The sequence below is a fragment of the Zoogloea sp. 1C4 genome, from assembly GCF_009469605.1.
Taxonomy (GTDB): domain Bacteria; phylum Pseudomonadota; class Gammaproteobacteria; order Burkholderiales; family Rhodocyclaceae; genus Zoogloea; species Zoogloea oryzae.
The window spans coordinates 64,217-87,925 of sequence record NZ_SSXU01000014.1 but is presented as its reverse complement, the minus strand read 5'-3'; the positions used below and the strand labels follow the sequence as shown (position 1 = coordinate 87,925).

Genomic DNA, 23,709 nt, shown 5'->3' with positions numbered 1-23,709 from the left:
ACAACCGATTCCCGACTCCGATCATGAACGACAAGACCACCCACTTCGGCTTCCAGCAAGTGGCCGAATCCGAAAAGGCGAGCAAGGTCCGCGGCGTGTTCTCGTCCGTCGCCAGCAGCTACGACGTGATGAACGACCTCATGTCCTTCGGCCTGCACCGCCTCTGGAAAGCCTTCACCGTGCAGATCGCCGGCGTGCGCACCGGCGACAAGGTGCTCGACGTGGCGGGCGGCACCGCCGACCTGTCCCTGGCCTTCGCCAAGAAGGTCGGCCCCACCGGCCAGGTGTGGCTCACCGACATCAACCACGCGATGCTCTCCGTCGGCCGCGACCGGGTGGTGGACAAGGGCTTCCTGCTCCCCGTGGCCCAGTGCGACGCCGAGAAGCTGCCTTTCCCCGACAACCACTTCGATTGCGTCACGGTGGCCTTCGGCCTGCGCAACATGACCCACAAGGATCAGGCCATCGCCGAGATGCGCCGCGTCCTCAAGCCCGGCGGCCGTCTGCTGGTGCTGGAGTTCTCGAAGGTCTGGAAGCCCCTCGCCCCGGCCTACGATTTCTACTCGTTCAAGCTGCTGCCGATGATGGGCGAGAAGGTCGCCAACGACGCCGACAGCTACCGCTACCTCGCCGAGAGCATCCGCATGCACCCGGATCAGGAATCCCTCAAGACGCTGATGGAAGAGGCCGGCCTCGCCCGCGTCGAATACTTCAACATGACCGCCGGGGTCGTCGCCCTGCACCGCGGCTACAAGCTCTGAGACCTTCCAGCGCAGGACACGAGATGTTTGCTTCGCCCGCCATTGCCGGCCTCAACCACCTGCTCGCCGACGCGCCCTGGGCGCGGGAGCGGCTGGCGCCCTTTGCCGGCCGCACGGCGGTGTTCCACGTCAGGCCCTTCGTCCTCAGCCTGGGCATCGACGGCGGCGGCTGCTTCACCGAATCCGCCACGCCCGAGCCCGACGTGACCCTCGAACTCCCGCTGGCGTCCCTGCCCAAGGCCATCGGCGGCACCGACGCGCTGATGGCCGACATCCGCATCAGCGGCAACGCCGACTTTGCCGACGCCCTCGGCTTCGTGCTGCGCAAGCTGCGCTGGGACGGCGAAGAGGCGCTGTCGCGGCTCATCGGCGACATCGCCGCCCACCGGGCCGTGAACACCGCCCGCGACGTGGCCGCCTGGCATCGTCAGGCCGCCCGCAACGTGGTCGAGAACCTCGTCGAATACTTCGGCGAGGAGCAGCCGCTGGTGGTCAAGAAGGCCGCCCTTGAAGATCTGGCGGGCGACACCGCCGCCCTGCGCGACGACCTCGCCCGCCTCGAAAAGCGCCTCAAGAAGCTCGAAACCCGCTAGGCCGCGCCCCGCTCAGGGGTACAGCCCGCGCATCTGGTGGGCGGCGAGCACGCGCTCGCAACCCAGCACGAAGGCTGCGGTGCGCAGCGCGATGCCCTTGGCCCGGGCCGCATCCCACACGGCCGCAAAGGCTTCGCGCATGATCCGGTCGAGGCGGGCGTTGATCTCCTCCTCGGTCCAGAAGAACGCGCTGATGTCCTGCACCCATTCAAAGTAGCTCACCGTCACGCCGCCGGCGTTGGCCAGCACGTCGGGGATCACCGTGATGCCCCGCTCCTGGAGGATCAGGTCGGCCTCCGGGCTGGTCGGGCCGTTGGCCCCTTCGGTGATGAGGCGGGCCCGGATGCGGCCGGCGTTGGCGGTGGTGATCTGGTTCTCCATCGCCGCCGCCACCAGGATGTCGGCGTCCACGCCCCAGAAGTCGGCGTTGTCGATGGGTTCGCTATCGGGGGCGCCGATGAGGGTGTGATGGGCAAGGCTCCAGACTTTCGCCGCGCGCACGTCCAGCCCGCGCGGGTTGTGGATCGAGCCGGTGGAATCCTGCAGCGCCACCACCTTGGCGCCGGCATCGGCAAACAGCCGCGCCGCCGCTTCGCCCACGTTGCCGAAGCCCTGCACTGCCACCCGCGCGCCGGCGATGCTCATCCCGATGCGCTGGGCCGCCTCGACGGTGGTCACGAACACCCCGCGCCCGGTGGCGTCCTTGCGCCCGAGGCTGCCCCCCAGGCTGACCGGCTTGCCGGTGACGACGCCCATCGCCGTCTTGCCTTCGTTCATCGAGAAGGTGTCCATGATCCACGCCATCACCTGCTCGTTGGTGTTGATGTCCGGCGCCGGAATGTCCTTGTCCTGCCCGAGGAAGATGTTGATCTCGCTGGCGTAGCGGCGGGTGAGGCGCTCCAGTTCGGCCAGCGACAGCGTCTTGGGTTCGACCCGCACGCCGCCCTTGGCGCCGCCGAAGGGCACGTTCACCACCGCGTTCTTCACCGTCATCCACGCCGACAGGGCCATCACCTCGGCGAGGGTCACGTCCGGGTGGTAGCGGATGCCGCCCTTGCCGGGGCCGCGGGCGAGGTTGTGCTGCACCCGATAACCCTCGAAATGTGCCATTTCACCGTTGTCGAGGCGGATCGGAACGTCTACGATCAGCGCCCGCTTCGGCCGGGTGAGGATGGGTGCCAGCGGGCGCAGGTCGGCAGCCAGGTGGGGCTCGACCCGGTCGATCTGGACCAGATAGGTTTCCCAGGGCCCCAGATGCTCGGCCGACAGGTAGGACGGGATGTGGGCCACGTTGTCCATGGTTGTGGATCTCCGGCGGGTTGATTGGCGCTGATCGCTGCTCTGTGCTTTGGTTGCGGGCTGCGCCATTTGGTTTCATCAGTCTGGCATGGGGGCGTGTCGCAATACCGCGCCCGTGCAGCTTTAACGGAATTCCTGCAGAACAATTTCGGCTGCTGCTGCAAAACATCGAAGGTTTTATTGGTTCATCCGGCCAAGGGGCGCCGGTAAGGTCTGGCCAAAGGGCTGGCTGCCGGCGGGATGTTCCGGCGCCGGCAGCCCGCCTTCGATCCCAACATCTCTCCGGATAGGAAAACTCGCCATGAAACTCGTAACACCGGCCCTGCTCGTCGGGCTGGCCGTCGTCGGCTGGCCCCTCGCGGCTGCGGCAACCAATGGATATTTCTCCCACGGCTACGGCGTGCGCAGTCAGGGTGTGGCTGGCGTGGGCATCGCCCTGCCCCAGGACGGGCTGGCCGCGGCCGCCAATCCCGCTGGCACGGCCTTCGTCGGCAACCGGCTGGATGTGGAGGCCTCGCTGTTCCGTCCTGATCGCGGCGCCTCGATCCACGGCAACGCCTATGGCGCCGATGGCGATTATTCCGCCAACGGCAAGCGCAACTTCTTCATCCCCGGGCTGGGCTACGCGCGGCAGGTGTCGCCGGAGCTGGCGCTGGGGCTGGCGGTGTACGGCAACGGCGGGATGAACACCGACTATGGCCGCAACCCGTTTGCGGCCTACGGCGCAACCGGCAAGGCCGGCATCGATCTGGCGCAGCTCTTCGTCACCCCGTCGGTGGCCTTCCGGCCGGCGCCGGGGCATGCCATCGGCGCCGCGGTGACCTTCGCCTACCAGCGCTTCGCGGCGCGGGGCCTGTCGCCCTTCGACAACGCCGCGGTGTCGTCGGCCCCGGGCTCGGTGACCGACCGCGGCCACGACAGCGCCACCGGCTGGGGTCTCAAGCTCGGCTGGATCGGCGAGGTGCTGCCGACCGTGCGGCTGGGCGCGAGCTGGTCGTCGCGCATCCAGATGAGCGAGTTCGACCGCTACAAGGGCTTGTTCGAGGGCCACGGTGGCTTCGACATCCCCGCCTCCTACGGCGTCGGCGTCGCGTGGCAGGCGTCGCCGGCCCTGACCCTGGCGGCCGACTGGCAGCGCATCGAGTACAGCGGCGTCAGGTCGGTGGGCAACCCGCTGTCGGTGCTGTTCAGCGGCGGCCAGCTGGGCGCAGACAACGGCGCCGGCTTCGGCTGGAACGACATCTCGGTGGTCAAGCTGGGGGCCACCTATGCGGTGGATGAGCGGCTCACCCTGCGGGCCGGGGCGAGCCGGGCCCAGCAGCCGGTGCCGTCCAGCCAGACCTTCTTCAACATCCTGGCGCCGGGTGTGGTGCGCAACCACTTCAGCCTGGGCGCCAGCTACCGGCTGGCCGGGGGCGAGCTCAGCGCGGCCTACACCCGGGCGCCGAAGGTCACGGTGTCGGGCGACGGGTCGATCCCGGCCAGCTTTGGTGGCGGTGAGGCCAGCAACCACCTGCGCGAGGACGTGCTGACGGTGGGTTACACATGGGCGCTGTAAGCGGATGGAGATTGGTATGAGCATCGCGTGGACGGCTTTCACGCCTGGCAGCGCCCTGGCCGGCGGCGCGTTGATCGGCCTGGCGGCCAGCGTGCTGTGGCTGGTCAATGGCCGCGTGGCGGGCATCAGCGGCATCCTAGGCGGGCTGCGCTGGCGGCCGGGTGACCGGGGCTGGCGCCTCGCCTTCGTGGCGGGGCTGCTGGCGGCGCCGGCGGTGCTCGGCTGGGTGGCGCCCGGTATCGGCGAGTTTGCGCCGGCCGGTCAGGGCAGCGCAGAGGTGATCCGGCTGTTCGTGGCCGGGTTGCTGGTGGGCATCGGCACGCGGCTCGCCAACGGCTGCACCAGCGGCCACGGGGTGTGCGGCCTCGCCCGGCTGTCGCCGCGCTCGCTGGCGGCGGTGGCGGTGTTCATGGGCACGGCCTTTGCGGTGGTGTTCATCGCCCGCCACCTCATCGGGGTCGGGCTGTGAGCGCCCCGGCGGCTTCCGGCCGCAATCCCCTGATCCCGCTGGCGGGGGCGCTCGTCGCCGGGCTCATCTTCGGCGTCGGCCTCATCGTGGCGGGCATGAGCAATCCGGCCAAGGTGCTGGGCTTTCTCGATCTGGCCGGGGCCTGGGACCCGTCCCTCGCGCTGGTGATGGTGGGCGGCATCGGCGTTGCGCGCCTCGGCCTGCTCCTTGGCCGGCGTACCCGGCGCAGCGCATCGGGCGAGCCCTTCCACGCATCGGGCCACCGGCCGGTGAATCGGCGCCTGCTGGTGGGCAGCGCGCTGTTCGGCATCGGCTGGGGGCTGGCAGGTTACTGCCCCGGCCCGGCAGTGGTGGCCGTCGGTGCCGGCAGCCTGGCGGCGCTGCCGCTGGTTGCGGGCATGCTGATCGGGCTGTGGGTGCGCGGCCCCCGAAAGGCAGACTGACCCGTGACGACGGGCCAGCGGCCCGACTGAGGGCCTACAGCGGCGCCGGCTGATAGCCGCGGCGGATCAGTTCGTCGTGCAGATGGCGGGCGGTGGCCACCGCGTCGGGGCCGTCGCCGTGCACGCAGATCGAGCCGATGGGCGTGGGCAGGCGCTTGCCATTCACCGAGATCAGCGCCTGCTCGTCGAGCATGGCCGAGACGTGGGCGAGGGACGCGGCGGCGCCGTGGATCATCGCCTCGGGCCGGCTGCGCGGCACCAGGTTGCCGTCGTCCAGATAGGCCCGGTCGGCAAAGATTTCGGCCACCACCGGCAGGCCGGCGGCCTCGCCCGCCTTGTAGAGCTCGGACAGCGCCGGGGCGAGGAGGATCAGCGCCGGGTTGTAGGCCTTGATGGCACTGGCGACGGTGCGGGCCAGCGCGGCATCGGCGCAGGCCATGTTCGACAGGGCGCCGTGGGGTTTCACGTGGCGCAGGGCCAGCCCCTCGACCCGCGCCATGCCGTCGAGGGCGGCCAGCTGGTAGAGGATGATCGCCTCCAGCTCGGCGGGCGGGATCGTCATCGGGCGGCGCCCGAAACCCTGCAGATCCGGAAACGCCACGTGGGCGCCGATGCCGGTGCCGGCGGCCTTGGCGAGTTGCAGGGTGCGGCGCATCACCAGCGGATCGCCCGCATGAAAGCCACAGGCGATGTTGGCGCTGTCGATGATGGCGAGCAGCTCGGCGTCGCTGCCCATCGTCCAGGCGCCGAAGCTCTCGCCCAGGTCGGCGTTGAGGTTGAGTGTGCGGGTCATGGGGTGGGGCTTGCGGTGAAGGCTTGGGGTTCGATGTCGTCTTCGTCGCCACGGATCGCCGCGCCGGCGAGGTTGGCGGCGAGGAGGGCGGCGCTGTCGGTGCCGGCCGTGCCCCGGGGGCGCAGGGCAGCGATCCATTCTGTCAGCCGGCGGGCGGCTTCGGCGCGGGCGGCGGCCGCTTCGGCGGCATCCACAAAGCGGAAGCGCAGCCCGTCGCCCGTCTGCAGGTGGGCGAGGCGCGGCAGGTCGGCGCGGATCACCGCCGCCAGCTTGGGATAGCCGCCCACCGTCTGGCAGTCGGCCAGCAGCACGATGGCGCGGCCGTCGGCGGGCACCTGGATGGTGCCGGGGGTGACGCCGTCGGACACGATGTCGGCGCCGAGTGCGTTGTGCTGCAACTGGGGGCCAGCAAGGCGCAGGCCCATGCGGTCGCGCTCGGGGGTGACGGTGAAGGTGTCCGCGCTGAAGCGGGCCTGCACGTCGGCGTCGAAGTGATCGATCTGCGGCCCGGCGATCACCCGGATCGGGCCGTCCGGGTGGAGCAGCGGCGCCGGCGCGGTCCATTCCGGGGCGTCGCCGGCGAAGGCCGCGCACGGCAGCGCCGCGGGCAGCAGCCCGAGCCCGGCGCGGGCGTAGGTCGCCCGGCTGCCCAGCTGGGGCGGGGTGAGGATGCCGCCGGCCACGGCCAGGTAGCCCACGCCCCGCGGGCTGCCCACCTGCAACCGCTCGCCGGGTTGCAGGGTGACCGTCGACCAGGCCGCCACCGGCCGGCGTTCGCCCGCGGCGTCGATGTGCCGGGCGTCCATCTCACCGGCCAGCGCCACGCGCACCGGCCCGCCCGTGGCCCGCAGCAGCGGCCCGGCGAGCAGGACTTCCAGCCCGGCGGCGTCCGGCGGATTGCCGGCCAGCGCGTTGGCGGCGGCGAGGAACCGCGGATCCAGCGCGCCGGAAACCGGCACGCCGATGCTGCGATGGCCCACGCGGCCGCGGTCCTGGATCGACACGCCGAGGCCGGGGGATTCGAGGTGGAGCGTAGTCGGGTGCTTGCTGCAATTCACAGTTGTTTTGGGCGGTCAGAATTCTGAATGACTACGCTGCAAGTAGGGGTATCGAACCCCTTCGGCCGGAAAACGCCTGCCGAATGACATTCAGGGAGATACAAATCATGATGAAGCAACTTGCCGCGGCGGTGTCGCTGGCGCTGGCGACGACCGCTGCCAGCGCCGGCCCCACCTTGACGAACGTCAGCTACGCCGAGAGCGGCAACAATGTGACGGTCACGTTTTCGGTGACGGACCTCAATCCGACGGCGTTCAGCCACCTGCCGATCAAACTGTATCTGACGCTGTACGAAGAGGACATCCTCTTCGATGATTTCCTGGGCACGGTGACGACGATCCTCACCGACTCGAATGCCAGCGCGCTGAGTGGTGGCGGCTTCGAGTCGCTCCCGATCACGCTGACCTTCATCAACGCTTCCGACGCCTTCACCGGCTGGGGCAACGACTACCTCCTGAAGATCACCGCGATCCCCGAGCCGGGCACCCTCGCGCTCGCCGGGCTTGGGCTGGCCGGGCTGTTGCGTCGCCGCCGGCTGGGCGTCTGAGCGTCAGCAGGCCACAGCGTCGCGCCCCACCGCCTGCCAGCGCACCCGGTCGCCCGCGGCCAGCAGGGCCGGGCGATCGGGGTTTTCCGGGTCGAACAGGCGGGTGGCGGTGCGGCCGACGAGGCGCCAGCCGCCGGGGCTGTCCCACGGATAGACCGCCGCCATCCGCCCCGCGATGGCCACCGAGCCGGCCGGCACCTTGAGGCGGGGCGTGGCGAGGCGGGGCATCTCGAGGGGCGCGGGCAGGCCGCCCATGTACGGAAAGCCGGGCAGGAAGCCCAGCATGTAAACCTTGAATTCGGTGGCGCAGAGAAGCTCGATCACCGCCTCGCGGGTGAGCCCGCTGGCGGCGGCCACGTCGGCGAGATCGGGTGCGCAGTCGGCGTCGAAGCACACCGGCAGCGTCCAGGTGGTGCCGCTGGCGCTGGCTTCGTGGCCTTCACGGGCGAGGGCCAGCAGGTCGGCTTCGAGTTGCGCGGCATCGACCCGATCCGGGTCGAAATGGATCGTCACCGAGCGGAAGGTGGGCACCCATTCGACGATGCCCGGATGGCGTTCGGCCAGCGCCGGCAGCGCCCCGGCAAAGCCCAGCACGCGGGCGTGGATCGGGTCGGCGATGGCCGAGCCGAACTCGACGGTGAGCGCCGCGTCGCCCAGCGGCAGCAGGCGGACGGGCGACGGTGGCGCGGCGTCGGGCATGGCCCCTGCGGCTTACTGGCCGAGCGCGCCGAAGGCCTTCTTGGCGAGGTTGCCGGCGGCGCCGACCGGATCCTTGCGGATGGCCTTTTCTTCTTCGGCGATCATCAGGTAGAGGCCGTCCAGCGCCTTGCGGGTCACGTAGTTCTCGATCTTCAGGTCGTCGCCCTTGCCGAGGCCAAACGCGCCGGCCTTGCCGGCGAGCTTGTTGTACTGCTCGGCCAGGGCCAGCTTGCTGGTGGTCTCGCGCACCGTGGGCAGGAAGGATTCGGTGAGCTGGGCGGAGGTCTTCTCGCGGAAATACTGGGTGGCGGCATCGTCGCCGCCGGAGAGGATCTTCTTGGCGTCCTCGACGCTCATCTTCTTCACCGCATCCACCAGCAGCGCCTTGGCCTTGGGCACGGCCTGCTCGGCGGCGCGGTTCATGTTGTTGATGAGGGCGTCCAGATCCTTGCCGCGGCCCATGGCGCGCAGGCCGGCCTCCAGGGGCGCGAGGCTATCGGGCAGGCCGATCTTCACTTTCGGGTTGTTGAGGAAACCGCCGTCGGCGCCCAGTTGTCCAACGGCCTTGCCGGCACCCTGCACGAGGGCCTCCTTGAGTCCGCCCGAGGCGTCCTTGTCGGTGAGGTCGGCCAGGCTCAGCGCCCAGGCCTGGGAACAGATGACAAGCAGCACCAAAGCTCTCAGAATCGCACGCATCGCAAAACCTCCTCTAAGCCGAACGCGGTAACAAAAAGATGTTTCTCAAGGCTATCACGCGCCTCGTCGCCCCTGTGCTGCTCGTTGCATTCCTTGACGGATGCAGCCAGCCCGCCACCCCCGACGTGCGCTTCACGACCCTCGACGGCCAGACCACCCCGCTCTCCGCCCTGCGCGGCAAGGTGGTGCTGGTGAACTTCTGGGCTACCACCTGCACCACCTGCGTGGCCGAGATGCCGCAGCTGGTCGACACCTACAACAAGTTCGCCCCACGGGGCTTCGAGACCGTCGCCGTGGCGATGAGCTACGACCCGGCCGACTACGTGCGCAACTACGCCACCAAGAACGCCCTGCCCTTCAAGGTCGCCCTCGACACCGACGGTTCCGCTGCAAAGGGCTTCGAGGACGTGCGCCTCACGCCCACCACCTTCCTCATCGACAAGCAGGGGCGGGTGGTCCAGAAGTACCTAGGTGCGCCGGACTTTCCCAAGCTCCACGCCCTGCTCGACAAACTGCTGGCCGACCCGGCGTGAAGGCCCGCGGCCTGATGCTGGCGCTGGCCGCGGCCGGCGCCATTGCCGTGGCGGTGCTGTGGCCCCGCGGGCGTGACGTGGATGTGGCGGTGGTCAAAACCGCGCCGCTCACCCAGTCGGTGGTCGCCACCGGGCGCATCGCCACGCCGGCGCGGATCGCCATCGGCAGCCCGATCGCCGCGACGGTGCTCGAGATCACCGTCCGCGAAGGCGACGTGGTGGTGCCCGGCCAGGTGCTGGCCCGGCTACGCGCCGACGATGCCGCCGCGCTGGTCGCCCAGGCCGAGGCCGCCCGCGTCGAGGCCGAGGCGCGCCTCACCCAGGTGGAGAAACTCGGCCAGCCGGTGGCCGCCCAACAGCTCGCCCAGGCCGAAGCCAACCTGAAGGTCGCCAACGCCGAGGCCGAGCGCGCCCGCCGCCTCGTCGCCCAGGGCTTCTATGCCCAGTCCAAGGTGGACGACGCCCTGCGCAACGCCGCTAATGCCGCCACCGCTGTGGATGCCGCCCGCGCCCAGCTGGCCGCCCAGGTGCCCGGCGGCACCGAGCGCGAAGCCGCCCGGGCGCGCGTCGACCAGGCCCGCGCCCAGCTCGCCAACGCCAGGGCCCGCGCCGCGCTGCTCACCCTCACGGCGCCGTCCGCCGGCACCGTGCTCACCCGCAAGGCCGAGCCGGGCGACGTGGCCGCCGCCGGCAAGGTGCTGCTGGAGCTCGCCGACGCCGGCGAGACGCGCATCTACGCCACGGTGGACGAGAAGAACCTGCGCTTCCTGAAGATCGGCCAGAAGGCCGGCGGCGTGGCCGATGCCTTCCCCGGCCAGCCCTTCGATGCCGAGCTGTACTACCTCGCCCCGGCGGTGGACCCCCAGCGCGGCACGGTGGAGATCCGCTTCCGGGTCGGCAAGCCGCCGGCCTTCCTGCGGCCCGATATGACCGTGTCCGTCGAGACCGTCACCGGCCACAAGGATTCCACCCTCGTGCTGCCCGCCGAGGCGGTGCGCGAGGCCGACAGCCCGCGCCCGTGGGTGCTGGCGGTGCGCGACGGCGTCGCCACCCGGGTGGACGTGGGCCTCGGCCTTGCCGGCATCGGCCAGGTGGAAATCACCTCCGGCCTTGCCGACGGCGATCAGGCCATCCTGCCGGCCTCCGGCGCGCTGGAAGGCGACAAGGTGCGCGTGCGCCCGCCGAGGAAACCCAAGGTCGGCGGCCTGCAGGTTCCGCAAGGGATGACCAAGTGACGGGGTGTGCTGCAGCTGTAGGCCAGCCTGTAGGTCGGACTTCAGTCCGACATCTGCCTCACGACGCGATTGGCGTTGCAGGTGGGTCGGCGTGGCGGTGTTGTCGGACTGAAGTCCGACCTACAGGGTCGTTGGGCGTGGCTGCGCAATGAAATTCCGCCTGCCCTTTGCCCCGATGGTCGCCCTGCGCTTCCTGCGCGAGGGGCGCATGCAGACCCTGCTGATCCTCGCCGGCACCACCGGCGGGGTGGCGGTGATCGTCTTTCTCACCCAGCTCATCACCCAGCTCCAGGCGCAGATCGTCGACCGCGTGCTGGGCAGCCAGGCCCACGTGGTGATCCGCCCCCTCGAAGAAGCCAACCGCCGCGCCATCGACGCCGACGGCTACGCCACGGTGATCGAACCCCGCGCCCAGCGCCTGCGCTCGGTGGACCAGTGGGAGAACATCGCCCGGCTGGCGGCGGGGATGGAAGGCGTCACCGCGGTGTCGCCGGTGGCCACCGGGCCGGCCTTTGCGGTGCGTGGGCAGGCCAACAAGTCGGTGGCGCTGATGGGCGTCGATGCCGAGCGCTACCGGCGCATCGTGCGCATGGAGGAATACATGGTCGCCGGCCGCTTTGCCGTGGATGGCCCGCGGGCGGTGATCGGCAGCGAGCTGGCCAAGGATCTGGGCATCGGCCTCGAGGACAAGCTGCGGGTGATGCTGCCCAACGGCCGCGACGAGCTGCTGGTGGTGGGCGGCGTGTTCGACATCGGCAACAAGGATCTCAACCGCCGCTGGGTGTTCGTTACCCTGCCGCTGGCCCAGAGCCTGCTCGACCTGCCCGGCGGCATCTCCAACCTGGATCTCACCGTGGCTGACATCTTCGAGGCCCAGGCCGTCGCCGACCGCCTGCGCGCCGCCACCAACCTCACCGTGGATAGCTGGATGACCACCAACGCCCAGCTGCTCGCCGCGCTGCGCAACCAGACGGTGTCCAACAACCTGATCCGCAGCTTCGTGACCATCATCGTGGCGCTGGGCATCGCCAGCGTGCTGGTGGTGAGCGTGGTGCAGAAGCAGAAGGAGATCGGCATCCTGCGGGCGATGGGCGCCAGCCGCTCGGCGATCCTGCAGGTCTTCCTGATCCAGGGCGCGCTGGTGGGGGCGGTGGGCTCGGTGGTGGGCAGCCTGCTGGCCTTCACGCTGCTTCAGGTGTTCTCCCGCATCTACCGCAACGCCGACGGCTCGCCGTTGTTCTCGGCCCAGCTCGAACCCCGCTTCATCGCGATGGCAGCCCTGGTGGCGACCGTCGTCGGCCTCGCCTCCGCCCTCATCCCCGCCCGCCGTGCCTCGCGGATGGACCCGGTGCAGGCGATCCGTTCATGAGCGCCATTGCCCCCGTCATCCAGCTCGCCGGCCTCACCAAGGCCTACAACGTCGGCACGCCGGTCGAGACCGAGGTGCTCCACGGCATCGACTTTGCGCTGGCCGAGGGCGAGTTTGCCGCGCTGATCGGGCCGTCGGGCTCGGGCAAGAGCACGCTGCTCAACATCATCGGGCTGCTGGAGCGGCCAACCGGCGGGCGGCTGTCCATCGCCGGGCGCGACACCGCCACGCTCTCCGAAGCCGAGATCACCCAGCTTCGCGGGCGCAGCATCGGCTTCGTGTTCCAGTTTCACCATCTGCTGCCGGCCTTCAGCGCGCTGGAGAACGTGATGATGCCCACCATCATCGCCCGCGGCCGGCCCGACGACGAGGCCGAGGCCACCGCGCTGCAGCTCCTCGATGCGGTGGGCCTCAAGGCTCACGCCCGCAAGAAGCCGGCCGAGCTCTCCGGCGGCCAGCAGCAGCGCGTCGCCATCGCCCGGGCGCTGGCCCTCAAGCCGCGGCTGATCCTCGCCGACGAGCCCACCGGCAACCTCGACACCCACACCGCCGACGAGATCTTCGCGCTGCTGCGCGAGTTCAACCGCCAGGCCAATTGCGCCTGCCTCATCGTCACCCACGACCCGCGCCTCGCCGCCCGCTGCGACCGCATCGTGCGGCTGGTGGATGGGCGCATCGCCGAAGACGGCCCGGCGGGTGGGTAAGGTCCTGCTTCTGTAGGTCGTCCTGTAGGTCGGACTTCAGTCCGACAACACGGGTTGATCAGAGGAGATTCGCCAGGCAGGGGATGTCGGACTGAAGTCCGACCTACAGGGGTGGTTGGGCTCAGCCTCCCAGCGCCTCTGCCGCCCTTCGCAGCATCACCGCCCGTTCGCCGGCGTTGTGGGTGAGGCGGGCGGCTTCTTCAAAAGCCACTGCGGCTTCTGCGCCGCGGCCGAGCTGGGCGAGCAGATCCCCGCGCACCGCGTGGCGCAGGTGGTAGCGGGCGAGGGCCGGTTCGCTGGCGAGCTCATCCACCAGCTCCAGCGCGGCCTCGGGCCCGTAGGCGCGGGCCACCGCCACCGCCCGGTTGAGGCGCACCACCGGCGACGGGACGAGCTGCGCCAGCGCGTCGTACAACCCCACGATGCGCGCCCAGTCGGTGTCCTCCACCCGCGGCGCGCGGGCGTGGCAGGCGGCGATGGCGGCCTGCAGGGCGTAGGGGCCCAGGTGGCCCGCGTGGCTGGCGAGGGCTTCGGCGCGGGCCAGGGCGTCCAGCCCGCGGCGGATCAGCAGGCGATCCCAGCGCCGGCGGTCCTGGTCGGCCAGGAGCACCGGCTGGCCGTCGGGCCCCACCCGGGCGGCGAGGCGCGAGGCCTGGATCTCCATCAGCGCCACCAGGCCCGCCACCTCGCTGTCGTCGGGCATCAGCCCGGCCAGCACGCGGCCCAGGCGCAGGGCTTCGTCGCACAGGGCCGGGCGCATCCAGTCGGCGCCGGCGGTGGCCACGTAGCCTTCGTTGAAGATCAGGTAGATCACCTCCAGCACCGATGCCAGCCGCGCCTGTCGCTCGGCGCCCCGGGGCACCTCGAAAGGCACCCGGGCGGCGGCGAGGGTGCGCTTGGCGCGGACGATGCGCTGGGCGATGGTGGCCTCGGGCTTGAGGTAGGCGCGGGCGATCTCGTCGGTGGTGAGGCCGCCCATCACCCGCAGGGTCAGCGCCGAGCGGGCCTCGGGCGGGAGCACCGGATGGCAGGCGGTGAAGATGAGGCGCAGCAGGTCGTCGCCGATGTCGTCGTCGAGGCGGGCGTCGATGGCCTCAAGCTGATCGTCGGCCGCCGCCGCGTGCTGGAAATCCAGCTCGGCGCCGATCTCGCCGGCCTTGCCGGCGGCGAGGGCGGCGTGGCGCAGGTGATCCAGCGCCCGGTGGCGGGTGGCGGTCATCAGCCAGGCGGCGGGGTTGGCGGGCACGCCGTCCCGGGGCCAGGTTTCGAGGGCGGCCACCAGCGCGTCCTGGGCAAGATCCTCGGCGAGGCCCACGTCGCGCACCAGCCGCGCCGCCCGGCCGATCACCCGGGCGGCCTCGAGGTGCCAGATGGCCTCGATGGCCCGGCGGGTGTCGGCGTCGCTCACTGGGCTGGCGGCGGGGTGAAGTGGACCAGCTCCCAGATGTGGCCGTCCGGGTCGGCAAAGGCGTGGCCGTACATGAAGCCGTGGTCCTCCGGCGCCTTCCAGGTGGTTCCGCCGTGGGCCAGCGCCGCTGCCACCATGTCATCCACCGCCTGGCGGCTGGGCAGCGACAGGCAGTTGAGCACCTCGGTGGCGGTGTGGGCGTCGCTCACCGGCTTGGGGGTGAAGGTGGCGAGGCGATCCGCCACCATGATCATCAGGCAGTGCTTGTCGCCCAGCACCACGCAGGCGGCGGTGTCGTCGGTCCATTGGGGATTGATGGTGAAGCCCAGCGCGGTGAAGAACGCGATGCTGCGCGGCAGGTCCGCCACCGGCAGGTTGATGAAGAGCTGGTCGACCATGATGGCCTCCGTTGGCAGGGCTTACATCGAGCGGCCGTCGAAGTGGCGCACCGGCAGCGCGGCCAGATCGACGCCATCGAGGCAGCGCACGTTGATGGCGCTCATCGGCGTGCCGTCGGGCATCGCCCCTTCGCCCAGCGGGTGGATGCCGCATTCGGGGCAGAAGCGGTGCTTGATGCGCGCCGGGCCGAAGGTGTAGGTCTTGAGGTTGGCGTCGGGGGGCAGCATCTTCACCGCCGTCCGTGGCACGAACCACAGCAGCGCGCCCTTCTTCTGGCAGATGGAGCAGTTGCAGTCGAGCACCTCCTTCAGCTCGCCTTCCACCTCGAAGGCGACCTTGCCGCAGTGGCAGCTTCCTGTGTAGCGCATGGTTTTCTCCCGGGGTCAGGCCATCGAGTGCAGGCCGATGAGATTGCCCTCGCTGTCCTTCACGATGGCGATGTGGCCGTAGGCGCCGATGGCGAACCTGGGCTTGATGACCTCGCCGCCATGCCGGGCCGCCAGATCGGCCTGCACCGCGCAGTCGGTGCAGCTGAAGTACACCAGCACGGCGTTGCTCCCGCCGCCGGGCCCGAAGCCGTCCATCTTGGCCAGCGCGCCGCTGGCGCCCGAACCGATGGACTGCATCGGGAAGGCCCACAGGTCGATGGGGCTCTCCAGCCGGGTGAATTCAAAGCCGAACACCGCGCTGTAGAAGGCCTTGGCCCGGTCCATGTCGGCCACGTAGATCTCGAACCAGCCCACCGGGTTGGCGCCGCTGCCGCAGCTTTCGGGGGCGGCATCCAGCGCGGCCTGGGCGTCGGGGGAGAGCACGGCGCGCTCGGTGTAGGGGTTGAAGGGGGCGGAGCAGTGGTCGTGGAGGATCAGCCAGCGGCCATCGGGCTGCTTCTGCCACACCGTGGAGCTGCGGAACCAGTGCCGCCCGGCCGGGTGGCCCGGCGGCAGCTGGGTGAAGTGCCACAGGCAATGGGCGCTGGCGAGCTCGGCGCCGACTGTGACGCTGAGGTTGCGCGTCTCGATGCGGGTGTCGTCGGGAAAGTAGGGCAGGCAGCCGATGATCTTCTGGCGCATCCCGGCCACGTCGTCCACGAAGGGCGGGATGGCGTCGAACAGCACGGCGCCCGGGGCATAGAGGGCGATCAGGGCGTCCACGTCCTTGCGGCAGAAGGCCTGCTGCCATTCGGTAAGGCTGGCGCGGATGAGGGATTCGTCGTTCATGGCGGGGTCCTTGGGGCAATGGAGGGTTCTAAGGGCGGCCTGCACCGTGCAACAGACCTGTAGGTCGGACTTCAGTCCGACACGACTGCCGGATCAAGCCTCGATGTCGGACTGAAGTCCGACCTACAGGGCGGGTGTTTACAGCACGTGGCAGGGGGCGCATTCGCGCACTTCGACGGTGGCGAAATCCACCGCCGGGCATTGTCGGGCGATGGCCACGGCCTCGTCGCGGGTGGCCACATCCAGCAGGTAGAAGCCGCCCACCATCTCCTTGGCCTCGGCGAAGGGGCCGTCCACCAGCGCCAGGGCCGCGGCCGGGGCGGGGCGGCGGATGCGTACCGCGTGATCGTCGGGGCGCAGGGATTCGGCGCGGATCAGCACGCCGCGTTCGGCGAGGCCCGCGCCGAAGGCCATCATCGCGTCGTAGCGGCGGTGGGCCTCGTCGCTGGGGGTGGCGGCGCGCCGGCCGCGCACTTCGTTGATCAGCAGCATGAAGGGCATGTCACTGGCCTCCGCAGGCGGCCTTGAAGCCTTCGGTGATCTGCTCGGGGGTGAGATCCTGCTTGTGGGTGGCGACCGACCAGTGGTGGCCGAAGGGATCAAGCAGCCGGCCGTAGCGGTCGCCCCAGAACATGTCCGCCACCGGCATGGTCACGGTGGCGCCGGCGGCCACGGCCTGGGCCACGGTGGCGTCCACATCGGCCACGTAGAGGTGCAGCGTCACCGCCGAGCCGCCCAGGGCCAGCGGGCCCTGGCAGCCCTGCTCGGGAAACTCATCCACCAGCATCACCGCGGCGCCGCCGATGGTGATGAGGGCGTGCATCAGCCGCCCGTCGGGGGCGGGCAGGCGGGCACAGTCCACCGCGCCGAAGGCCTGCTTGTAGAACTCGATGGCGGCCGCCGCGTTGCGGCACACCAGGTGGGGCGTGACGGCGGTCATGCCGGGAGGGATGGCTTGGGTCATGGCTGTCTCCTTGGGGTGGGCGCCGGTCATTCGGGCAGGCCGATGGTCTTGAAGCGCTCGATGGCATCGGACGGGGCAAAGTCTTCCAGCTCGTACAGGGGGCGCACCTCGATCTCGGTGGCGATGCCCTCGCCCGCCGGGTTGGGGTAGCGCCGGCTCCACTCCAGCGCCTCCTCGCGGCTGCGAACCTGGATGAGGGTGTAGCCGGCGATCAGTTCCTTCGTCTCGGCAAACGGCCCGTCGATCACGCTGCGCGTACTTCCATCGTAGCGGATGCGCCAGCCTTGCGAACTGGGCTTGAGCCCGGAGGCATCGAGCAGCACGCCGGCCCGGGCGAGTTCCTCGTGGTAGGCCGCCATGGCCGCCAGCAGCGCCTCGTCCGGCGCGGGAGTGGTCTCGGCATCGCTCTCGGCGGTGGCCTTCACGATGATCATGAATCGCATGGGGTTCTCCTTAACTGCGCCGCGGATTGCGGCTTCATCACCACGACGGATGACCGCGGGCGGAATCGACAGGGTGGCAGAAATATTTTTCATCCGGCTTGCTGCGGCATCGGGCGGCCGCATCCCTGTAGGCCCTGTAGGTCGGACTTCAGTCCGACATCCCCTGCCTGGTAAGTCGCGTAGGTCGGGTTAGCCCGCAGGGCGTAACCCGACATCCTGTCGCAGGTGCGCGTCGGGTTACGCCCTGCGGGCTAACCCGACCTACCTGAATATCCATAAGGCTTATGCAAGTTATCTATTTTGAGGCTAGAATCCGGCCCGCGCCGGACGCCCGGCGCGTCCGACTTCCTTCCGCTACCGGAGAACGCCCCCCCATGACCCAGAATCTCGTCTCCCTCGACCTCGGCACCGAGGACATCACCGCCATCGACAAGGCCCTCGACACCCTCGAAGCGCGGTTTGCCCGCCTCGTGGTGCTCACCCCCGATGAGATCCGCCACCTCAACAAGATGGGCGACAAGAGCGAAGCCTTCTGCCGCCAGGCCGCGGTGGTGCTTGAAGACAACCCCAAGCTCATCCCGCCCGGCTTCAGCGTGGCCGACCTGCGCCAGGACATCACCGACCTCGACCTCATGCGCCCCCGCTTCCTGCGCCTGCGCGAGCTGCTCGAAAAGGTGGACAGCACCGAGATGGCCCTCGGCAGCGACATCATCAACGCCGCGCTGGAGGGCTACGGCTACATGAAGATGGGCGGCAAGAGCGCCGGGCTGGATGGGCTGCGGGAGAGCATGAGCGTGCGGTACACCCGTCGCCCGCCCAAGGCCGCCGGCAACTGATGGCGGCTCGCGTGCAAGCGCTCATCGCTTGCGCGCAACTGAAAATCCGTTGTGCGCAAGCTGCAGCCACGCGCGTGCAAGCAGAAATCACTTGCACGCAAGCAACTGGAAATCGCCCGCAAGCCGCAATCACTCGTGCGCAAGTGATTTTTGCTTGCGGGCAAGCGGTCGAGACTCGCGCACGAGCGCCCGTTGCTTGCGGTTGAATGAAATCCCCTTGCGCGCAAGGGACTGCGACTTGCGCCCCCTGTAGGTCGGACTTCAGTCCGACAACCCCTGCCTGCTCAAGCTGCGCTGTCGGACTGAAGTCCGACCTACAGGGAAATGGGCTTGCGCTATGGGTTGGTCAAAAAGCCATGTTGAGTTGAAATCCGGCCACCCCAATCCGCTGGCCCCGCGCCCCGCCGGGCCCGTGCACCTGATACATTCCCGACCTCGTTCCCGGCCCTGGCGAGCAGCGCACCGCCCCGGCCCGGAATGCCCGCATCGAACCCGGGCGCGGCCCCCACGGCAGCGCGCCCCGTAATCAACGGATCACCGCAATGCCCACGCTCAACTGGATCGGCAAGGACGCCGTCGTCAAACACCACAAGGAAGTGCCCTTCCGCCTGCTCGAGCCGGTGCCGGCGTTTGCCTGCGGCGATGGGGAAGGGCGTGACAGCGGCAACCTCATCGTGCAGGGCGACAACCTTCATGCCCTCAAGGCCTTGCTGCCGCGCTACGCCGGGCAGGTGAAGTGCATCTACATCGACCCCCCGTACAACACCGGCAACGAAGGCTGGGTTTACAACGACAACGTGAACAGCCCCGAAATCCGCAAATGGCTGGGCGAAGTGGTCGGCAAGGAAGGCGAGACCCTCGACCGCCACGACCGCTGGCTGTGCATGATGTATCCGCGGCTGGTGCTGCTGAAGCAGTTTCTGCGGGAGGATGGGGCGATCTTTGTGTCCATCGACGACAACGAGGTGGCGTCGCTGCGGTTGTTGATGGATGAGATTTTCGGGGCGGGGAACTTTGTCACTTCAATTTCGTGGCACAAGCGAGTATCGCCTGCAAACGATGCTAAGTACTTCAGTAGTGATCTGGATTTCATCCTGGTCTACGCGAAGCGCGTTGATACTTGGCGTCCCAATCGGCTTTCCATGACGTCGGCGCAGATGGATAACTACCGAAATCCAGATTTCGATCCTCGCGGTAGTTGGAACTCGTCGGCTTACACCTGCGCAAAAACGGCTGACGAGCGTCCCAACCTCTACTACCCGATCATTCAGCCGAATACCGGAAAAGAGATTTGGCCTAGCAAGACGCGTGTTTGGGCTTACGAACAGAAGACGCACCTTCAGCATGTTGCGGACAGCATGATTTACTGGGGGGCTGATGGAACTTCGGAGAAACCTCGGCTGAAGAAATTTCTGAGCAACGCAAAAATGGTTGTTCCCAGAAGTTTCTGGACCCCAGATGAAACTGGTCACAATCAAGAAGCCAAAGTGGAGTTGAACGACTTTGGCTTTGATGAGTACTTTGCTACTCCAAAACCCAGCCGTCTAATTGAGCGAATTCTCCAGATCGCCACCGACAAAGACTCCCTCGTCCTCGACTCCTTCGCCGGCTCCGGCACCACCGGCCACGCCGTGCTCAAGCAGAACGCCGAGGATGGCGGCAATCGTCGCTTCATCCTGGTTGAGATGGACAGCAAGATCGCCGAGGACGTGACCACCCAGCGCGTCCGCCGCGTGGCGGGGGGCTATACCAACGCCAAGGGGCAGGCGGTGGCGGGCCTGGGCGGGGGCTTCCAGTTCTGCCGCCTGTCTGCCGAGCCCCTGTTCGACGCCGACGGCCAGATCCGCAGCGACGTGCGCTTTGCCCAGCTGGCCGAATTCGTGTGGTTTGCCGAAACCGGCAGCGGCTACACCGGCAGCGCCGACAGCCCCCTGCTGGGCGTGCATGAAGGGCGGGCCATCTATCTGCTGTACAACGGCATCCTCAAGGACAAGTCGGTGGCCGGCGGCAACGTGCTTACCGGCCCGGTGCTCGACGTGCTGCCGCCCTTCGCCGGCCCCAGGGTGATCTACGCCGCGGCCAACCGCCTGGGCAGCCGCACCGCCCGGGAAGGCATCACCTTCAAGCAGACCCCCTACGCCCTGGAGCTGTGAGCGTGGAGCCGGGGCGCAAGATCATCATCATCGCCGGGCCCAACGGGGCCGGCAAAACCACCTTTGCCCGGGAGTTTCTGCCCAACGAGGCAGGCTGCCCGGTGTTCGTGAATGCTGATCTCATCGCCGCCGGCCTGGCCCCCTTTGCGCCGCACACCGCGGCGGTGCAGGCCGGGCGGCTGATGCTGCAGGCGCTGGCACGGCACTTTGCCGCCGGCGAGAGTTTTGCTTTTGAAACCACCCTGTCGGGGCGTGGCTACGCGCCCCACATCCAGGCCTGGCAGGCGGCGGGCTATGCGGTGAAGCTGATCTTCCTGAAGCTCGACAGCCCCGAAGAGGCCATCGCCCGCGTGGCCCAGCGGGTGCTGCAGGGCGGCCACGACATTCCGGAAGCCACCATCCGCCGCCGCTTTGCGGCCGGGCTGCACAATTTCGAGCACCTGTACGCCCCGCTGGTCGATGCGTGGGCGCTGTACGACAACGCCGGCAGCACCCCGCTGCTGCTGGACTGGAGCGAGAAGCCATGAACAAGCAACCCATCGAGAACGCCCGCGACGCCGACCTGCGCCTGTCGTCCCAGGCCCTGCAACGCGCCGCCCAGCGCGCGCGGGAACTTGCCCGCCAGACCGGCACCGCCATTGTGGTGAGCCGCCGTGGCGTGATCGAGACGATCCGCCCGGATGCCGGCACGCCCGGCGTGCAAGAGCCTGCCGTGCCCTACGGAAAAGCCCCATGACCGCGTTTGCTGCCAAGACCTACCAGCAGCAGGTGCTGGAAAGCGTGGAGGCCTATTTCAAGGCCTGCCATGAGCTGCCGTCGGCGTCGATCGCCTTTACCGCCACCACCGAGCGGCTGTGGGGGCGCGGTAATCCGTACAACCCGCTGGCGGGATTTCCGGCCGACATGCCGTATTTCTGTCTGCGGGTGCCCACCGGCGGCGGCAAGACCTGGCTGGCGGCCAAGAGCGTGGCGCTGGTCAATACCCATCTGCTGCGCAGCGAACATTGCGTGGTGTTGTGGCTGGTGCCGAGCAAGCCGATCCGCGAGCAGACGATCAAGGCGCTGAAGGATCGCAAGCACCCGTACCACATCGCCCTGCGCGAGGCCGGCCCGGTCACGGTGATGGATCTGGAGGAGGCGAAGAGCGTCACCCGTGCCACGCTGGATACATCGACCACGGTGATCGTGGCGACACGGCAGGCCTTCCAGGTGGAGGAGGAGGAATGCCGCAAGGTGTATCAGAGCAGCGGGGCGCTGATGCATCACTTCGACAACCTGTCGCCGGATCAGCGCGATGCGTTGCTTTGCGACGGCGAGGGCGGCGAACGCACGGTGCCGTATTCGCTGGCAAACGTGCTGCGGTTGCGCCGGCCGTTTGTGGTGGTGGACGAGGCCCACAACAGCCGCACCGAGCTGGCCTTCGACATGCTGGCGCGCTTTCGCCCCAGCGGGGTGATGGAGCTGACGGCTACCCCGGACATGGAGCGCACGCCCAGCAACGTGCTGCACAGCGTCTCGGCTGCCGAGCTGAAGGCGGAAGAGATGATCAAGTTGCCGGTGGTGCTGGAGACCGAGCCCAACTGGCAACAATGCCTGGCCGACGCCATCGGCCGCCGGGAGGCGTTGCAGCAGTTGGCCGACGAGGAGCGTCGCGGGGGCGCCGCCTATCTGCGACCGCTGGTGCTGATCCAGTCTGAGCCGCGCCGCGCCGGCGTTGAGACGCTGGATTTCGAGCGGGTGCGGAACGAACTGATCACCAATCACGGTATTCCGCCCGACGAGATTGTGGTGGCCACCGGTGAGGAGAAGGGGCTGGAGCAGATCGACGTCGGCTTCAGACTTGGCATCGCAGATCCCGCCTGTCCGGTGAAGTTCGTCATCACCCAGAAGGCGCTGGCCGAAGGGTGGGATTGCCCGTTTGCCTACATTCTCGTGAGCATGGCGTCGCTGTCGTCGGCGACGGCGGTCGAGCAATTGCTGGGGCGCGTGTTGCGTCAGCCGGGGGCGAGTCACCGACAGGCGAAGGCGCTGAATCAGTCCTACGCGTTTGTGGTGTCGCGCAACTTTGCCGAGACGGCCGGCGCGCTGCGCGACCGCCTGGTGGCCGGCGCCGGCTTTGAGCGGCGCGAGGTGGCCGACTTTGTGACTGCCGCTCGTGCGGAGCAGTCGCGGCTCGATCTTGAGGGCTACGGCGGGCGCGTGGTGGTGAAGCCGGTGGTCGTGCCCTTGTCGGAAAAGCCCAACCTGAAGGCCGTGCCCAAAGCGGTGCGGGACAAGGTGAGTTGGGACGGCAAGCTCAATACGCTGACGATCACCACGCCCCTCACCGAGGACGAGGCGGAGGTACTGAAGACATCAGTCAGTTCGGAGTCGGCGGCCCATGCCATCGTCGAGGCCGCCGAGGTGAGCCGCACGACCGCCATCGAGTTTTTCCAGACGCCGGCAGAGTTGGGCGAACGCTTCCGGGTGCCGCAACTGGCACTGCGCGTGCAGGGCGAATTGCAGCTGTTCGACGACCCCGAGGTGCTGGAGTACCCGTGGGAATTGTCGCCCTACGACGCTGCGCCGTCGGCGGACGATCTGTCCGTTCTGGGCGCGGGCTTGAAGGTGTCGGAAGGCGGCGAGATCGATGTGGATGGCAGTGGACACGTGGTGTCGCGGTTCCTTCCGGAACTGCAGCGCGATCTGGGGCTGGTCTATCAGCCTGAGCATTGGGATGCGCTACGGCTCGCGACATGGCTTTGCCGGAATCTGCCCGAGCCGTCGCTGACCCATGCCAGCAAGCAGGCCTTCGTGGCGGCGTGGCTGGCCGATTTGCTGAGTCGCGATGGGTTCTCCCTGGCGCGGGCCAATCTGCAGAAGTTCCTGCTGCGCAATCTGCTGGAGGCGCGCATCAGGGCGCTGCGCAAACAGGCGGTGGGAAAGGCGTTTCAGCAGACGCTGTTCGGCGAAGCTGCGGCCAGCCGGGTGGTGGTGTCCGATCAGTACGTTTTCGAGTTTCACACCCAGGCCTATGCGCCGAGCCGGGACTACGATGGCCGCTTCGGTGTCTTCGATTTCCGCAAGCACTTCTATGGCCGCATCGGGGATTTCGACAGCAAGGAAGAGTTCGAGTGTGCGTGCCATCTGGACATGCTTGCCCAGCAGGGCCGCATCCAGTTCTGGGTACGCAATCTGGTGCGACGTGAAGGCTGCGCGTTCTTCCTGCAGAAGGCAGATGGGCGCTTCTACCCGGATTTCCTCTGCCAGTTGACGGGCGTAGATGGTCAGCCGGGGCCCGTGCTGGCAGTGGAATACAAAGGCGCCGATCGCTGGAATGCAGCCGAAGATGATCGTCTGATCGGTGGCCTGTGGGCGAACCTTTCCGATGGCCGCTGCCGGTTTGTGATGGTGCGGGATAAGCGTTGGGACTGGATCGAAGGCCTGCTGACGTAGTAGTTCGAGCCGCGCAGCTGAGGGATGCCGCTTCTGCCCGTTCCCGCCCGCGCCTTCATCCCCCAGAATGGGCGCCTGTTTTCATTGCGATGCGCT

The 23,709-nt window shown here is 68.6% G+C and carries 27 protein-coding genes; 15 read left to right on the top strand and 12 right to left on the bottom strand.

All coding sequences use genetic code 11. The annotated features are described in order from the left end of the window. Positions 1-23: 23 nt before the first annotated feature. Together ubiE and GH681_RS16325 are read left to right on the top strand one after the other, a co-directional pair. On the top strand, positions 24-761 hold the full coding sequence (ubiE, locus tag GH681_RS16330) for a bifunctional demethylmenaquinone methyltransferase/2-methoxy-6-polyprenyl-1,4-benzoquinol methylase UbiE (protein ID WP_153162559.1): 738 nt from the start codon (positions 24-26) through the stop codon (positions 759-761). Between the two features lie 23 nt (positions 762-784). Continuing rightward, the gene (locus GH681_RS16325) at positions 785-1,354 is read left to right on the top strand and encodes an SCP2 domain-containing protein (protein WP_153162558.1); all 570 of its coding nucleotides are present in this window, start codon (positions 785-787) and stop codon (positions 1,352-1,354) included. 12 nt (positions 1,355-1,366) lie between these two features. Here GH681_RS16325 and GH681_RS16320 read toward each other — a convergent pair whose 3' ends face one another. After that, the gene (locus GH681_RS16320) at positions 1,367-2,653 is read right to left on the bottom strand and encodes a Glu/Leu/Phe/Val dehydrogenase (protein WP_153162557.1); all 1,287 of its coding nucleotides are present in this window, start codon (positions 2,651-2,653) and stop codon (positions 1,367-1,369) included. Between the two features lie 301 nt (positions 2,654-2,954). Between GH681_RS16320 and GH681_RS16315 the strand changes: the two genes are divergently transcribed. From GH681_RS16315 to GH681_RS16305, 3 genes are read left to right on the top strand one after another with little or no spacing between them, the layout of a single operon-like run. Continuing rightward, positions 2,955-4,211, top strand: a complete 1,257-nt coding sequence (locus GH681_RS16315; RefSeq protein WP_153162556.1) for an OmpP1/FadL family transporter — start codon at positions 2,955-2,957, stop codon at positions 4,209-4,211. 16 nt (positions 4,212-4,227) lie between these two features. After that, entirely contained in the window at positions 4,228-4,680 is a 453-nt protein-coding gene (locus GH681_RS16310) for a YeeE/YedE family protein (protein ID WP_153162555.1), read from the top strand. After that, complete coding sequence (locus GH681_RS16305; protein ID WP_228111943.1) at positions 4,677-5,123, top strand: DUF6691 family protein; 447 nt, start codon at positions 4,677-4,679, stop codon at positions 5,121-5,123. Before GH681_RS16310 ends, GH681_RS16305 begins: the two co-directional genes overlap by 4 nt. 34 nt (positions 5,124-5,157) lie before the next feature. Here GH681_RS16305 and GH681_RS16300 read toward each other — a convergent pair whose 3' ends face one another. Together GH681_RS16300 and GH681_RS16295 are read right to left on the bottom strand one after the other, a co-directional pair. Continuing rightward, entirely contained in the window at positions 5,158-5,916 is a 759-nt protein-coding gene (locus tag GH681_RS16300) for a LamB/YcsF family protein (protein ID WP_153162554.1), read from the bottom strand. Beyond that, complete coding sequence (locus tag GH681_RS16295; RefSeq protein ID WP_153162553.1) at positions 5,913-6,974, bottom strand: biotin-dependent carboxyltransferase family protein; 1,062 nt, start codon at positions 6,972-6,974, stop codon at positions 5,913-5,915. The genes GH681_RS16300 and GH681_RS16295 overlap by 4 nt, the downstream gene beginning before the upstream one ends. A 107-nt stretch (positions 6,975-7,081) precedes the next feature. Between GH681_RS16295 and GH681_RS16290 the strand changes: the two genes are divergently transcribed. After that, positions 7,082-7,522, top strand: a complete 441-nt coding sequence (locus GH681_RS16290) for a PEP-CTERM sorting domain-containing protein (protein ID WP_228111942.1) — start codon at positions 7,082-7,084, stop codon at positions 7,520-7,522. A 3-nt stretch (positions 7,523-7,525) separates the two neighbouring features. On the opposite strand, the gene pxpB is transcribed toward GH681_RS16290, so the two are convergent. Further along, positions 7,526-8,221: a 5-oxoprolinase subunit PxpB gene (gene pxpB / locus GH681_RS16285; protein WP_153162551.1), complete on the bottom strand. Its 696-nt coding sequence runs from the start codon at positions 8,219-8,221 to the stop codon at positions 7,526-7,528. 12 nt (positions 8,222-8,233) lie between these two features. Continuing rightward, on the bottom strand, positions 8,234-8,917 hold the full coding sequence (locus GH681_RS16280) for a DUF4197 domain-containing protein (RefSeq protein ID WP_153162550.1): 684 nt from the start codon (positions 8,915-8,917) through the stop codon (positions 8,234-8,236). Positions 8,918-8,955: 38 nt separating this feature from the next. On the opposite strand from GH681_RS16280, the gene GH681_RS16275 reads away from it, so the two are divergent. The 4 genes from GH681_RS16275 (at position 8,956) to GH681_RS16260 (ending at position 12,758) form a co-directional block, all read left to right on the top strand. Further along, complete coding sequence (locus tag GH681_RS16275) at positions 8,956-9,450, top strand: peroxiredoxin (protein ID WP_153162549.1); 495 nt, start codon at positions 8,956-8,958, stop codon at positions 9,448-9,450. Then, positions 9,447-10,685 carry an efflux RND transporter periplasmic adaptor subunit gene (locus GH681_RS16270; protein ID WP_228111941.1) on the top strand — a complete coding sequence of 413 codons (1,239 nt, stop codon included), beginning with the start codon at positions 9,447-9,449 and terminating at the stop codon, positions 10,683-10,685. Before GH681_RS16275 ends, GH681_RS16270 begins: the two co-directional genes overlap by 4 nt. 148 nt (positions 10,686-10,833) lie before the next feature. Then, a complete protein-coding gene (locus GH681_RS16265; protein WP_153162548.1) occupies positions 10,834-12,054 on the top strand; it encodes an FtsX-like permease family protein in 1,221 nt (406 codons plus the stop codon). Then, positions 12,051-12,758, top strand: a complete 708-nt coding sequence (locus GH681_RS16260; protein ID WP_153162547.1) for an ABC transporter ATP-binding protein — start codon at positions 12,051-12,053, stop codon at positions 12,756-12,758. Before GH681_RS16265 ends, GH681_RS16260 begins: the two co-directional genes overlap by 4 nt. Before the next feature lie 121 nt (positions 12,759-12,879). On the opposite strand, the gene GH681_RS16255 is transcribed toward GH681_RS16260, so the two are convergent. From GH681_RS16255 to GH681_RS16225, 7 genes are all read right to left on the bottom strand, one after another. Beyond that, complete coding sequence (locus GH681_RS16255) at positions 12,880-14,166, bottom strand: RNA polymerase sigma factor (RefSeq protein ID WP_153162546.1); 1,287 nt, start codon at positions 14,164-14,166, stop codon at positions 12,880-12,882. Next, a complete protein-coding gene (locus tag GH681_RS16250; protein ID WP_153162545.1) occupies positions 14,163-14,564 on the bottom strand; it encodes a VOC family protein in 402 nt (133 codons plus the stop codon). Before GH681_RS16250 ends, GH681_RS16255 begins: the two co-directional genes overlap by 4 nt. Before the next feature lie 21 nt (positions 14,565-14,585). Further along, positions 14,586-14,933, bottom strand: a complete 348-nt coding sequence (locus tag GH681_RS16245; RefSeq protein ID WP_153162544.1) for a GFA family protein — start codon at positions 14,931-14,933, stop codon at positions 14,586-14,588. A gap of 15 nt (positions 14,934-14,948) precedes the next feature. Beyond that, entirely contained in the window at positions 14,949-15,782 is an 834-nt protein-coding gene (locus GH681_RS16240; protein WP_153162543.1) for a DUF4440 domain-containing protein, read from the bottom strand. 138 nt (positions 15,783-15,920) lie between these two features. Further along, on the bottom strand, positions 15,921-16,283 hold the full coding sequence (locus tag GH681_RS16235) for a YciI family protein (RefSeq protein WP_153162542.1): 363 nt from the start codon (positions 16,281-16,283) through the stop codon (positions 15,921-15,923). A gap of 1 nt (position 16,284) precedes the next feature. After that, entirely contained in the window at positions 16,285-16,746 is a 462-nt protein-coding gene (locus tag GH681_RS16230; RefSeq protein WP_153162541.1) for a VOC family protein, read from the bottom strand. Between the two features lie 26 nt (positions 16,747-16,772). Further along, positions 16,773-17,189, bottom strand: a complete 417-nt coding sequence (locus GH681_RS16225; RefSeq protein WP_153162540.1) for a YciI family protein — start codon at positions 17,187-17,189, stop codon at positions 16,773-16,775. Positions 17,190-17,563: 374 nt separating this feature from the next. On the opposite strand from GH681_RS16225, the gene GH681_RS16220 reads away from it, so the two are divergent. From GH681_RS16220 to GH681_RS16200, 5 genes are all read left to right on the top strand, one after another. Next, on the top strand, positions 17,564-18,025 hold the full coding sequence (locus GH681_RS16220) for a hypothetical protein (RefSeq protein WP_153162539.1): 462 nt from the start codon (positions 17,564-17,566) through the stop codon (positions 18,023-18,025). A 542-nt stretch (positions 18,026-18,567) separates the two neighbouring features. Then, positions 18,568-20,178: a site-specific DNA-methyltransferase gene (locus GH681_RS16215; protein WP_153162538.1), complete on the top strand. Its 1,611-nt coding sequence runs from the start codon at positions 18,568-18,570 to the stop codon at positions 20,176-20,178. A gap of 2 nt (positions 20,179-20,180) precedes the next feature. Next, the gene (locus GH681_RS16210; RefSeq protein WP_153162537.1) at positions 20,181-20,705 is read left to right on the top strand and encodes an AAA family ATPase; all 525 of its coding nucleotides are present in this window, start codon (positions 20,181-20,183) and stop codon (positions 20,703-20,705) included. Continuing rightward, positions 20,702-20,914: a hypothetical protein gene (locus GH681_RS16205; protein WP_153162536.1), complete on the top strand. Its 213-nt coding sequence runs from the start codon at positions 20,702-20,704 to the stop codon at positions 20,912-20,914. The genes GH681_RS16210 and GH681_RS16205 overlap by 4 nt, the downstream gene beginning before the upstream one ends. After that, positions 20,911-23,613 carry a DEAD/DEAH box helicase gene (locus tag GH681_RS16200; RefSeq protein WP_153162535.1) on the top strand — a complete coding sequence of 901 codons (2,703 nt, stop codon included), beginning with the start codon at positions 20,911-20,913 and terminating at the stop codon, positions 23,611-23,613. Before GH681_RS16205 ends, GH681_RS16200 begins: the two co-directional genes overlap by 4 nt. The last annotated feature ends 96 nt before the right edge of the window (positions 23,614-23,709 follow it).